This is a genomic window from Sphingomonas sp. PvP055, from assembly GCF_040546365.1.
In the GTDB taxonomy this organism is placed as follows: domain Bacteria; phylum Pseudomonadota; class Alphaproteobacteria; order Sphingomonadales; family Sphingomonadaceae; genus Sphingomonas; species Sphingomonas echinoides_A.
Window position 1 is genome coordinate 3,554,074 of record NZ_JBEPNS010000001.1, and the last position, 12,465, is coordinate 3,566,538.

Genomic DNA, 12,465 nt, shown 5'->3' on the forward strand with positions numbered 1-12,465 from the left:
GTGCGGGCGGCGCGCGGTCATTGCCGCCGCGTCATCGCCTGCGGATTGGCCAGCACTGCGGGAACCGCAGCCCCCGCCGCACCACCCTCGGGTGCCGCGGTCGGCACCGGTGGCCCCTTCAATGTCGGGTTGTCCTTGAGCATCGAGTACCCGCCGAGCGGCTTGGACTGCCCCTGGTGGCACGTCTGGCAATTGACCTTATACGGGTCGCCATGCGGTCCCTTGCGATAGGCCGGGAACACCGCGGCGAGCGGGGAGATATAGCCCTCGTTCGCATCGCGGACCATGCGGATCCCGTAATAAGCGGTCGCCCGCTGCGGCCGGCTCAGACTCCACGATCGGAACGACTGGCTGTTGTGGCAATAGGTGCAATTGACGCCGAGCGCGGTGCTCATGTGCATCATCAGACCATAGGACTTTTCCGCTTCCTTGATCGACACGACATGGTTGGGCGACGGATATTGGCTGCTCGCCGCAACGCGGATCTGCGCCTTCCCCGCCAGATAGGTCTGGAACGGATCATAAGGCAGCGAAGCGTAGCCGACACTGACGTTGGGAGAATTCTGCCCATGTTTGTTGCGGACGATCGTATCGGGATCGGCCACGCCTTCGGCAATCGCCCATTTGTACGTCGGCACCGCGTTGCCCCGGTGGCAGGTGTAGCAGGTCACGCCGGTGCCCTTTACGTGGCTCGACCATTTCCCGTTGATCGTCCGGGTCATTTGCAACATCCGCCGCGCGACGACCTTGGTGTATTTTTCGTCCGAGGCCATGTTGTTGGGGTTGTGGCAGTAATTGCACCCCTGCTCAGGCGGCGCGACCCACTGGTTGATCGCGGCCATAAGGTGATTGAACCGCTCTGCCGACACGTCGCCCAGCACCTGGACATTCTGATAGGCCTCCCGCGCGCGCGGCCCGCTGTCGTCGGGAAGCGCATAGGGCGGCGGCGGGATCGCACCGAGCTTCGCGACATGGTCGGGATCGACGATCTGCGCCATTCCGGTCCCGCGAAAGCCGGTCTGTTGCGATTGCTTGGGCCCGAGTTCGCACCCGCCAAGCGCGATGGTTACGGTCACCAGCCCCGTGGCCGCGACTATCCTGCCAAGACCGCTCATTGCGATGCTCCCGGAAGCGTGGCGGGATCGATCACGCCCGGGCCCGGATACGCGGGCGCATAGCCGTGCTGGATCGCCCACAGATACCAATTGTCGACAACGGTGCCGGTCAGCAGGATCCCGATCCCGCCGGTCAGTGTCGTCAGAACCGCGAACCACCATGCCCAGCGATGGATCGATTCGTACGTCGCGTTGAACCCCATGGTCCAGCGCCAGAACAGCGCGGCGCGTTCGGCGGCGGTGCCTCGGTCGGTGATATGCTCGATCTCGCGCTCGCCGCCATAGCGCCCGACCGCGAGGATCGTCGCGCCGTGCATCGCGAACAACAGGGTCGATCCGTAGAGGAACACGATCGAAAGGCAGTGGAACGGATTATAGAAGAGGTTGCCGTAGCGGATCGAGAACGCCGCGGTCCAATCCAGGTGCGGGAAGATCCCGAACGGCACCGCTTCGGCCCAGCTGCCCATCAGCATCGGACGAATGAAGCCCAGGACGAGCATCAACCAGATCGCGCTGGCGAACGCCCATGGGACATGCGTCCCCATCCCCAGCGCCTTGGCGCGGCGGAAAGTGCGCAGCCACCATAACAGCACCGACGCGCTCATGCTGAACCCGGCGATCTGCCACCAGCCGCCCTTGGCCAGCGGCACGAACAGCTGGAAGCCATATTCCGGCCCCGGCGGTTCGAGCGCCAGCCACGGCAGTTGCCGCGCGAACTGGACCGGATCCCACCCGACCGACGCCCACATGTTGAGCCCGACCACCTCGAACGCGAGGAACCCGAAGAACAGCGACAGGATACCGAGCCCGCCCAGATAGATCGGGCCGATCTGCGCATTGCCGATCTTGCCGATCCAGTAGGAGAAGCCTGGCTTGCCGAGCCGCGGAAAGTCATAGGGCCCGAGCAGCGGGCCCATTTCCGGTGCCCCGCGCAATTGCACCTGCGTGAAGATGTTCTGATAGCGTGCCATCGTCTTTCCCCCTCACGACCAGATCGGCAGGTTGAGCCACCAGCTCCACCATTCCGGCCACCCGCGGGCCCACAATGGCCCCGAGATGATGATGCAGATCGCGCTCCAGAACCCCGCACTCAGCGCGAGGAACAGCCCGAGCCGGTGGATCCCCAGCGTCCCGATCGAATAGCCGATCGTGTCGCGGAAGAAGGCGTCCTCATATTCGGGCGACTTGACCTCGCCTTGCGTCCCGTCGGGGTTCTTGGCGGGGTTGACCGCGGACAACACCAACCCGCCATGCAGCGCGAGCGCGAGCGTGGTGGTGAAGAAGAAGCTCACCGCGAGCATGTGCGCGGGATTGTAATGGAAATGGAGATATTGGTAGCCGGTGTTCGACACCCAATCGAGATGGCTGAAAATGCCGTACGGAAAGCCGAAGCCCCACGCCCCGAGCAGCCACGGGCGGATCACCACCAGCGAGACATAGGCGAAGATCGCGACGCCGAAAGCGATCGGCACATGATAGCCGATCCCCAGCTTTCGACAGATCTCGACTTCGCGCAACGCCCAGGACACGAACGACCCGACCGCGCAGATCGTGATGATTTGCCAGAACCCGCCTTCGCGCAGTGGCGCCAGCGACAGGCCATAGGACAGGTCTGGCGGCGCGATGCTGATCAGCCAGATGTTCCACGTCGGCCCGAGCGACGCGGCATAGACGATCAACGCCGTGCCAAGCCCCGCGAACAGCGCGGTCGTCACGCCGAAGAAGCCCACGTAAAACGGCCCGACCCAGAAATCGAAAAGATCGCCGCCGAGCAACGTGCCTCCTCGGACACGGTATTTCCGTTCGAAACTCAGCAACGCCATGACGACTTCCTCCTCCCCCGGAAGGTCGCGGACGGCCCAGACCCGGGTTTACAGTCTTTGCGGTTCGCTGCGACGGGAACGGATATTCCGCACCCGCCGCACCGAATGTCTGCGTTTCACTGCGCCGGCGGCGCCGCTGGCGCGGTTGCCACCGCCTGCGCGTGATGCGGACCGTCGAGCCAATTGAACCGGTCGGTGCTGAGCAGGATGAAGTGGATCAACAATGCCAGCACGAACAGGAAGGCGAACAGCGCGACGAGCGTCCGTCGCGGATCGAAGATGAGCCAAATTCTCCACATGGTGGAAGTCTCCCTTTTATCTGTATCAGGCGATCACTGGATCCACGGTTTCCACATCCACACCAGAATGTGCGCGACGATCGCAACCGCCGTGAACAGGGCGAAGCTGGTGATGAAGATCTTGTGGAACTCCCTCGCCTCTTCAGGGGTCAGGTAGGTTCCCGGACCGAATCTCTCGTCTCTCTTGTCGCTCATTGTTCCGCCTCCATCGTGACGACCAATATCAGGAGCGTCGGATGCGCTCCCCGGCTGCATCCGCGCGGCGTTGCACCGTGGGGATCTGGGGTCCGCGTTGCCGCGGCAGGGAGCGCGCGCGGAGTCATCCGCCGCGGCTCTCGAGAAGGGCGTGCGCAAGGCGAGTCGGGGTGACCGATTCCTCGCCTGCACGGCGGGCGCCACGTTCCGCGGCATCGCGAATGCGTTTGGCGGCGGAGATCCGGACCAGCACCGGCTCCCGCTCGACCGCTGCGTCGAGCGCCGCCTTGGCGGCGTCCTCCCAGGCGACCGCGCGATCAACCCGTGCCGGTGTCGGATCGACCTGATCGAGCTGCCCAGCGAGCGGAAGGATGTGGAAAAGCGCGTCGAACAACGCGTTGCACACTTCCTGGATCAGATAGGTCGCACCGGCATAGCCCATGAACGGGGTGCCGGTATGGCGGCGGATCACCGCGCCGGGGAAGCTTGCGGGAATATAGACCCCGCGCGCACCCGCTTCGGCCATGTACATCCGCTCGTTGAAGCTGCCGAACACGATCAGCGGCGGATTTGTGCGGATTGCGTCGATCACCGCCTGATTATCGGGCTTCACGCCCGCCGACCGAGCGAACGCAAAATGGCACGGCAACCCCATGTCGGTTTCGAGGAAGTTCCGGATTCCCCGCGCATAGGTTTCAGTAGCGACGATGCCGAAGCTTGCGGTGCCGAAGAAGTCCTGCGTGACCGAGCGCCACAGGTCCCAGAGCGGCTTGATCGTGGTGTGCTTCTCGCGTTCGATGAACGGCTCGGGATCGAGACCGAGCAGATCGCCGAGCGTGCGCAGGAACAGCGTCGTGCTTTCCAGCCCGATCGGTGCCTGCAGATACGGCCGCTCCAGCGCCTCACACAGGCCGCGCCCGAATTCGCGGTACATGCAGACGTTGACCTGCGCGTCAGCGAGTTTGCGGACATCGGCGAGATGGCTGCCGAGCGGGAAGACCATGCCCACCTGTGCGCCAATCCCCTCGATCAGGCGGCGGATCTCCGCAAGATCGGAGGGCATGTTGAAGCTGCCGTACATCGGCCCGATGATGTTGACCCTGGGACGCTCACCCGGTTTGAGCGGACGCGGCGCCGGGACCTTCTTCGGCCCGAACTGAGTCCACAGCCAGGTCAGCGCGCGGTCCCCCGACTGCCACTGATCCTCGTCGATCGTGCGCGGGAGGAAGCGCTGGATATTGGTGCCTTCGGGGGTGACGCCGCCGCCGATCATCTCGGCGATCGAGCCGGTCACCACCACCGCGGGCAGATCCGGATCGAGCGTCGCCCAAGCGCGCTTCATCGCGCCTTCGGTCCCGTCGCGCCCGAGTTCCTGTTCGCCGAGCCCGGTCACGACGATCGGCAATTCATGCGGCGGCAGCGCATCGGTATAGTGGAGCACCGAGGTGACGGGGAGGTTCTCGCACCCGACCGGGCCGTCGATGATGACCTGCAACCCTTTGATCGCGGTGAAGGCGTAGACCGCGCCCCAATAGCCGCCTGCGCGGTCGTGATCGAGGATGAGGGTCATTGCGTTACCTCCCCCCCGAATGCTCCGTCATGCTGAACTTGTTTCAGCATCCACCGCGTCACAATGGCAGTCTGCCCTTGTTGCGCGGTGGACCCTGAAACGCGTTCAGGGTGACGGCTAAGAAGGGGGCCGCTCATACCCCGACGCTTTCTTCGGCCTTGGCCGCAGCGATGCGTTTGGCGGCGTATTTCGCCTTGAACTCGGGCCGGTCGACTGGCGTGTCTTCCCACACGCCAGCCGTCGCACCTACGCCCACCCCTTCGAAGAACGCCGTCATCTTGTCGAAGCGCGCCTGATTGGCGAGCGCCGCGTTGACGACCATCGCAAGGCTCCCCGCCCCCGCCGGGCCCATCAGCGGGCGCGCCGAGATGAGGTTGGTGAAATACAGCGCGGGGATCGATTTCTGCTTGGCATGCTGCACCACCGGAGTCGTGCCGATCGCCAGATCGGGGCCGAAGGCATCGACCGCGGCGAGATCCTGTTCGAGGCTTGCGCGATACTGGACCTGGACGCCGCGGCTGACCAGCCAGTCGCGGTCGGGTTCGGACCAGGGGGTGCGCGGGCAGGCGGTGCCGACATAGGGCACGTCCGCGCCGCTTTCGATCAACAGCCGCGCGACGAGCAGCTCGGAGCCTTCATACCCCGAGACGGTGATCCGCCCGGCGATCGGCTTGGCCGCAAGCGCGCCGCGAATGGCGGGGAGGAAGCGATTCTTCGCCGCATCGACCTTGTCCTGCGCGATGCCACAGGCCGCGCCGATCGCGTCGAGCCACGCCGCGGTCCCGTCCGCGCCGACCGGCGCCGAGCCGACGACCGTGCGCCCCGCCGCCTCGAACTCGCGGATGCTCGCGGTGTAGAAGGGGTGGATCGCCGCGACGACGGCGCCGTCGAGCGCGGCGTAGAGTTCGCGCCATTCGCGCGTAGGAACGACCGGGCCGGCCGCGAGGCCCAGCGGTTCGAGCAATAGCCCGATTCCTGGCGGGTCGGCCGGAAACATCTCGCCCAGGAGAGTCACGGTCGGCCGGTCCGGTCGTTGCTTGGGCGCAGCGACGGGGCCGAGCTCGGCCTCCTTGCGCGCATAGGCGAGCATCGCGCCCGCCAGGACATCCTTTGCCTCGGCATGCGTCGGCACCCCGAAGCCGGGGACATCGATTCCGATGATCCGCACCCCGTTGATCTGGTCGGGGAGCAATTGCAGCGGCACGCCTGAGGCGGTGGGGACGCAGAGGTTGGTGACGATGATCGTGTCGTACAGCGCCGGGTCGGCCAGTTGGTGGACGGCATCGCGGATGTCTTCGAACAATTTGCCCGTCACCAGCGTCTCGGACGAGAAGGGGACGTAGCCGACGCTGCGTTTGGCGCCATAGAAATGCGAAGTGAAGGTCAGGCCGTACACGCAGCAGGCCGAACCGGAGAGGACGGTCGCTGTGCGGCGCATCCGCAGGCCCACGCGGAGGGAGCCGAAAGCGGGGCACATCGATTGCGGTTGGTCGTGAGGACCTTTGGGGTAATCGGCGTCGTAGCGGGCTAGGATGTCGGATTTTCCAGCGAGCTCGGCAGCTTCTCGGAGGGTGGTGCCGTTCGAACACGCAAGCCCCTCCTCTTCAGGGGAGGGGTTGGGGTGGGGCAGTCCAGCAGACACACCGCCGGAAGCAGGCACGGCCCCACCCCCAACCCCTCCCCTGAAGGGGAGGGGCTTGAGAAGATCTTGGCCCTCAGACGGCATCGTACACGACCTCGAGCGTCGGCTTCGACACATAGGCAACACCGCGCATGTCCGCCTGGCTCGCGGGCTTCAGGGCATAGTCCGCCCCCGTCACGTCCGCCGAGAACAACCCCAGCAACCCGTCCTGATCCAGCGGCGACGGCCGTAGCGGCGGGGCTTCTGCAACGTTGACCGCAAGCTCTTCGAACAGGCTCGCCCATTGCCCGCCGGGCTTGCCGATGATCTGGTAGTTCGCACTTTTCTTGCGAATGTCCTCGTTCGCGGGGATCGCAGTCAGCACCGGGATGCCGACCGCTGCGGCAAACGCCTGCGCTTCGCCGGTGCCGTCGTCCTTGTTGAGGATCATCCCCGCGACGCCGACATTGCCGCCCATCTTGCGGAAATATTCGACCGCTTTGCACACGTTGTTCGCGACATAGAGCGATTGCAGGTCGTTCGAGGCGACCACGATCACCTTCTGGCACATGTCCCGCGCGATCGGCAGGCCGAAGCCGCCGCACACCACGTCCCCCAGAAAGTCGAGCAGGACATAGTCGAAGCCCCATTCGTGGAAGCCGAGTTTCTCGAGCGTCTCGAACCCGTGGATGATCCCGCGCCCGCCGCATCCGCGCCCGACCTCGGGTCCGCCCAACTCCATCGCGAACACGCCGTCGCGCTGGAAGCAGACGTCCTCGATCCCGATCTCCTCGCCCGCGAGTTTCTTGCGCGACGAAGTTTCGATGATCGTCGGTGTGGATTTCCCGCCGAACAGCAGGGACGTGGTGTCGCTCTTGGGATCACAGCCGATCAGCAGAACCCGCTTGCCCTGTTGCGCCATCATGTAGCTGAGGTTGGCGAGCGCGAAGGATTTCCCGCTGCCGCCCTTGCCGTAGATCGCGATGATCTGGGTTTCCTTGGTGACCGGGCCGGTCGGGACCGGGTCCGGTTCCTGGGCGGCTTCGTCGCGCAGGGGGCCGGGATCGAGCATCGTCATACGGCTCTCCAGTCGAGTACCATCTTGAGGCAGGCAGGGTCGCCGAACGCCGCCGGATAGGCATCGGCCGCATCGGCGGCTGGGCGAACGTGGCTGATCAGGGAATCGAACCTCAAAGCTTTGGTCGCCACCAGCGCGGTCGTGGCGGCGACATCCGCTGGCGTGAACTCGGCGGAGATGCGGAACCGTGCCTCGCGTTGGAAAGCCGGCGGAAACGCGAAGCTCAACCGGTCGTAAAACCCGGCGAGGACGATCTCTCCGCGTTTGGCGAGGCGAGACACGGCCAGATCGAGAATGTCGGCCGCGCCGCTGGCGTCGCAGATCGTCGCATAGTCGCGGCGGTCATCCTGACTCGGGTCGATCACCGTATAGCCGTCGCCGTCCTGGCGTGCCGGATTGGTTTCCCAAACGACCGGCGCGGGTGCGCCGAGCGCGACCACGATCCGCGCGATCAGGCGTCCGACGATCCCGTGACCGATCACCAGATCCGGCGGATTGCCCCCCGCCACCGCATGATAGGCCGTCGCCGCCAAAGCGGTCAGCGTTCCGTCGGCGCCGAGACGTTCGTCGATCGGCATGGCACGGAGCGACGGAAGTACGACCCGGCGTGCCGTTCCCCCGAACAAGCCGCGCGCGTCCCGGTAGCAATTGGCGCCAGGGACGAAGACCCATTCCCCGATCCGCCCCCGCACATCGGATCCGGCATCGACAATACGCCCCACCGACTCATATCCCGGCACCAGCGGATACCCCATGCCCGGGAAGGCGGGCATCCGGCCCGACCACAGCAGTTTCTCGGTGCCCGAGCTGATCCCGCTCCAGGCGACTTCGATCAGCACGTCTCCGGCGCCGATCGGGTTCAGCGCGAGCGGACGGAGCAACAGCCGTTCCGGCGCCTCCAAAACCACTGCCAGTGTCTCCACCGCGCCTCTCCCAAACCAACCGCCGAACCAGCGATATCGTTGAGTGTCATTTTAGTTGGACATTTCTGACTGTCAATATCGTTGATCAATTACCGCGCGACGCGACGATGATGCTGCACGTCAACGGCAAGGCGGTCGCGACCATGCGCGCCGTTGCGAACCCGGCCAGCCGGAGCATTGCGTCGATTTCGTGTGACGTCCGCGGGCGACCGGACCCCATCGCAAACAGATACATTCCGAAATAGGCGTCCCCCGCCGGTTCTGCCCCGCGCGTTCCCGCCATCGGTTCCGCGATCAGCAGGCGTCCTCCTGCCGGGAGCGCGTCGTGGATCGCGCGTAACAGGCGGAGCGCCGGTGCATCGTCATGATCGTGCAGCACGCGCACCAACGTGATCAGATCATACCCCCGCGGCAACGGATCGCCCAGAAAACTTCCGGCATGGAACGTCGTTCGCGATTCGAGCCCCGCTTCGCCGAGTCGCGCCCGCCCGCGCTCGACGACGGCGGGAAGATCGAACAGGCCGAGGTTGAGCGCCTTGGCCGTACCCGCGACCGTTTCGAGAAACCGCCCTTCCCCACCGCCGATATCCAGCATGCGCCGATGCCTGGAAAACCGATAGGATCGAACGATTTGCGCGGCGACCAGCGGCTGCGACGCGGCCATCAGCCGCGAATACGGGTCGACTTCCGCCGACTCCAAGGCGTCGTCCGTCCGGGCATAGCCCCAATAGTTGGCCAGGCGTCCGCCGCCCCCGCCCCGACGCAGCAACCCGACCGGATCGGCGAGATCGGCGTAGAGCATCGGGTGATGCGTGACCATTTCGGTGATACCCGCATTGCCGCACAGCGCCGCCCCGGCACGCCCCAACGCCCAATCCTCGCCGAGGTGTTCGACCAGCCTTAACGCCGCCGCCGAACGCAGCAGCCGGAGCGCCGCGGGTGGCGGCAAGGCACAGTGCTCCGAAACGTGCTCGATGCTGGTCGGCCCGCGCGCCAACAGGTCGAGCAGCCCGGTCTGAACGCATGCCGTCAGCGTCTGCGTGTAGACGAACCCCGCCACCAGATCGAACAATTCGCGTGCGCGCGCACGGGCGATCGGCCGGGTCGGCCAGAAGCGCGTCGCCGCTTGCTGAAAGCGCGGCGACGCCAGCACCCGGTTGCGCCAGCCGACCCACGCCGTCCGCATCCGCAACAGATAGCCCTTTGACATGTTGCTTGAAGTGGACGACACCATATGTCCAGTTGATTGGACATAAATCCTGCTTCGGTCAACTGGCGGGAGCGCGTTCGATGGTATCGCAGCACAATACCGTGATCATCGGGGCCGGGATCGGCGGACTGGTGAGTGCTGCCCTGCTTGCCGCACGCGGCATCGGCGTCACGGTGGTAGAGGCTGGCGTAGCCCCCGGGGGCAAGCTGCGCGAGATCGTTGCAGACGGGGTTGCGATCGATGCGGGACCGACCGTGTTTACGCTCCGCGACGTGTTCGACGAGGTTTTCGAACGCTGCGGCTCGACGCTCGACGCCCATCTCTCGCTGCGCCCCGCCGCTATTTTTACCCGCCACGCCTGGGGAGCCGATCGGCTCGACCTGTTCGCCGACCCCGCGGAAAGCGAAGCTGCGATCGGTGCCTTTGCGGGAGCACGCGAAGCGGCGGGCTATCGCGCCTTCCGGGCCGAGGCGAAGCACATTTTCGAGACGCTCGACCGTCCCTTCCTGCGCGCGCCCGCCACCAATCCGCTCGGACTGACGTGGCGGATGGGGTGGCGGGGGTTTGCCGACCTCACGCGCATTCGCCCGTATGAAACGCTGTCGCGGGCGCTTGCCGGCCATTTCCAGGATCCGCGACTCCGGCAATTGTTCGGGCGGTACGCGACCTATGCCGGATCGTCGCCGTACGCCTGCCCGGCAACGCTGATGCTGATCGCGCATGTCGAGGCAGCGGGGGTCTGGCTGATCGACGGCGGGATGCACGCCTTGGCCCGTGCGCTCGAAGCGCTCGCGATCCGCAATGGCGCGACCTTTCGATACGGCGTGCCGGTTCGCGAGATTATGGTGGACCGCGGACGGGCGGCGGGCGTCATCCTCGCATCGGGGGAACGGATCCCGGCCGCCGCGGTGGTGTGCAACGCCGATCCTGCGGCGCTTGCCGCAGGAGCCTTCGGGGATTCCGTCCGCCGGGCCGTTTCCGGCGTCGCACCGGAGCGGCGGTCGCTGTCGGCGCTGGTGTGGTGCGCGCGCGGAACCGCCGACGGATTTCCGCTGGTCCGCCATAACGTGTTCTTCTCCGGGCAATCCCAGGCCGAATTCGGTGCGCTCGCGGCGGGCCGGCTGGCCGACGACCCGAGCGTCTACGTCTGCGCGCAGGATCGCGGCGCAGACCGGTCGGAGCACGCGTCCGGAGACGCCCCCGACGGGCGCACGCCGAACCCCGAGCGCTTCCAGATCATCGTCAACGCGCCACCCACCGGCGACACTTCCCCCCTGACTCAAGCGGAGACGGACCAATGTACCCAGTCGATGCACGCAACGCTGCGCCGCGCCGGCCTGACGCTGGACTTGCCGGCACAAGCGACGGTTCTCACGACGCCGGCTACTTTCGCCACGCTGTTCCCACAGACGGGTGGAGCCCTTTATGGACCGGCCTCGCACGGGTGGGCGGCATCCTTCCGCCGCCCGGGCAGCCGGACGCGGATCCCTGGGCTTTATTGCGCGGGCGGGAGTACCCATCCGGGCGCGGGCGTCCCGATGGCGGCCTTGTCCGCCCGCCTAGCCGTCGCATCCCTGCTCACGGACCACGCTTCGATGGCGCGGTCGCACCCGGTGGCTATGCCTGGTGGTACGTCGATGCCTTCAGCGCGGACCGCCGCTTCGGCCTGACCATCATCGCGTTCGTGGGGAGCGTCTTCTCCCCCTATTACAAACTCTCGGGTCGCGAACGGCCCGACAATCATTGCGCGATCAACGTGTCGCTCTGCGGGCCGCGCGGAGGGGCGTGGGCAATGACCGAACGCGGGCACAAACGCGTGCGGCGCGACGCGGACCATCTCGCGATCGGACCGAGCGCGCTGAGCTGGGACGGCGATACGCTGGTGATCGACATTGCGGAGATTTCCGCTCCGTTGCCCTATCCCGTGCGCGGCACAATCCGCGTGAAGCCCGAGATGATCGGCACGACCGCGTTCGCGCTCGATCCGGCAGCGCGGCATCGCTGGCACCCGGTCGCCCCGCGCGCGCGCGTCGAGGTCGACATGATCCATCCCGACATGCGCTGGTCGGGGGACGGATATTTCGATTCGAACTTCGGGGACGAGCCGCTCGAGACCGGGTTCGACGACTGGCATTGGTCGCGCGCGCATCTGACACGCGACGTCGCGGTTCTTTATGAAGGCCGCCGCCGAAGTGGCGAGCCGTTCGATCTCGCGCTCAAGTTCGACCGGCAGGGGCGCTGGCACGATGTTGCGCCACCACCGCGAGTCGCCCTGCCGCGGACGGGCTGGCTAGTGTCGCGGGCGACTCGCGCGGATGTCGGATCGCACCCGAAAGTCGCGAAGACCTGGATCGATGCGCCCTTCTACGCCCGCTCCGCGCTGGATACGCAGCTGTTCGGCGAGCCCGTGCGGGCGGTGCACGAGAGCCTGTCGCTGGGGCGTTTCCGCTCACCCATCGTCCAGTCGATGCTCCCCTACCGCATGCCCCGCGCTTTCTGGTGACTCCGCCTTCTTCGCCTTGTCCCGCGCGATCTCGCGGTTGATCGAGACGAGCTGCCAGACGACGAACACGATCGTCGGCACTCCGACGATCGCCATGTCCATCAACGCGAACAGGCCGGCAGGCATTG

Annotated in this window: 13 protein-coding genes; 2 read left to right on the forward strand and 11 right to left on the reverse strand. The window is 66.0% G+C overall.

Features of this window, described 5'->3' with window-relative positions; all coding sequences use genetic code 11:
- Window positions 1-17 precede the first annotated feature (17 nt).
- From pufC to ABIC16_RS16710, 10 genes are all read right to left on the reverse strand, one after another.
- Complete coding sequence (pufC, locus tag ABIC16_RS16665) at window positions 18-1,115, reverse strand: photosynthetic reaction center cytochrome PufC (protein ID WP_277967781.1); 1,098 nt, start codon at window positions 1,113-1,115, stop codon at window positions 18-20.
- Entirely contained in the window at window positions 1,112-2,086 is a 975-nt protein-coding gene (gene pufM, locus ABIC16_RS16670) for a photosynthetic reaction center subunit M (protein WP_277967782.1), read from the reverse strand. The genes pufC and pufM overlap by 4 nt, the downstream gene beginning before the upstream one ends.
- A gap of 12 nt (window positions 2,087-2,098) precedes the next feature.
- Window positions 2,099-2,938 carry a photosynthetic reaction center subunit L gene (gene pufL, locus ABIC16_RS16675; RefSeq protein WP_277967783.1) on the reverse strand — a complete coding sequence of 280 codons (840 nt, stop codon included), beginning with the start codon at window positions 2,936-2,938 and terminating at the stop codon, window positions 2,099-2,101.
- Window positions 2,939-3,054: 116 nt separating this feature from the next.
- Window positions 3,055-3,237, reverse strand: a complete 183-nt coding sequence (pufA, locus tag ABIC16_RS16680; protein WP_277967784.1) for a light-harvesting antenna LH1, alpha subunit — start codon at window positions 3,235-3,237, stop codon at window positions 3,055-3,057.
- A gap of 33 nt (window positions 3,238-3,270) precedes the next feature.
- Complete coding sequence (gene pufB / locus ABIC16_RS16685; RefSeq protein WP_277967785.1) at window positions 3,271-3,432, reverse strand: light-harvesting antenna LH1, beta subunit; 162 nt, start codon at window positions 3,430-3,432, stop codon at window positions 3,271-3,273.
- A gap of 124 nt (window positions 3,433-3,556) precedes the next feature.
- Complete coding sequence (gene bchZ / locus ABIC16_RS16690) at window positions 3,557-5,002, reverse strand: chlorophyllide a reductase subunit Z (protein WP_354291919.1); 1,446 nt, start codon at window positions 5,000-5,002, stop codon at window positions 3,557-3,559.
- Window positions 5,003-5,135: 133 nt separating this feature from the next.
- Window positions 5,136-6,632, reverse strand: coding sequence for a chlorophyllide a reductase subunit Y (gene bchY / locus ABIC16_RS16695; protein WP_354292366.1), 1,497 nt, complete (start codon window positions 6,630-6,632; stop codon window positions 5,136-5,138).
- 85 nt (window positions 6,633-6,717) lie between these two features.
- Window positions 6,718-7,701 carry a chlorophyllide a reductase iron protein subunit X gene (locus ABIC16_RS16700; RefSeq protein ID WP_354291920.1) on the reverse strand — a complete coding sequence of 328 codons (984 nt, stop codon included), beginning with the start codon at window positions 7,699-7,701 and terminating at the stop codon, window positions 6,718-6,720.
- Window positions 7,698-8,624 (reverse strand): chlorophyll synthesis pathway protein BchC, encoded by a 927-nt coding sequence (gene bchC / locus ABIC16_RS16705; RefSeq protein ID WP_354291921.1) that lies wholly within the window; start codon window positions 8,622-8,624, stop codon window positions 7,698-7,700. The genes ABIC16_RS16700 and bchC overlap by 4 nt, the downstream gene beginning before the upstream one ends.
- A gap of 85 nt (window positions 8,625-8,709) precedes the next feature.
- On the reverse strand, window positions 8,710-9,834 hold the full coding sequence (locus ABIC16_RS16710) for a methyltransferase (RefSeq protein ID WP_354291922.1): 1,125 nt from the start codon (window positions 9,832-9,834) through the stop codon (window positions 8,710-8,712).
- Window positions 9,835-9,914: 80 nt separating this feature from the next.
- Here ABIC16_RS16710 and crtD point away from each other — a divergent pair, with 80 nt between their 5' ends.
- Window positions 9,915-11,504, forward strand: a complete 1,590-nt coding sequence (gene crtD / locus ABIC16_RS16715) for a 1-hydroxycarotenoid 3,4-desaturase CrtD (RefSeq protein WP_354291923.1) — start codon at window positions 9,915-9,917, stop codon at window positions 11,502-11,504.
- A 14-nt stretch (window positions 11,505-11,518) separates the two neighbouring features.
- Window positions 11,519-12,337 (forward strand): carotenoid 1,2-hydratase family protein, encoded by an 819-nt coding sequence (locus ABIC16_RS16720; RefSeq protein ID WP_502958326.1) that lies wholly within the window; start codon window positions 11,519-11,521, stop codon window positions 12,335-12,337.
- On the opposite strand, the gene ABIC16_RS16725 is transcribed toward ABIC16_RS16720, so the two are convergent.
- Window positions 12,284-12,463 (reverse strand): hypothetical protein, encoded by a 180-nt coding sequence (locus ABIC16_RS16725; RefSeq protein ID WP_354291924.1) that lies wholly within the window; start codon window positions 12,461-12,463, stop codon window positions 12,284-12,286. The genes ABIC16_RS16720 and ABIC16_RS16725 overlap by 54 nt on opposite strands.
- Between the last annotated feature and the right edge of the window lie 2 nt (window positions 12,464-12,465).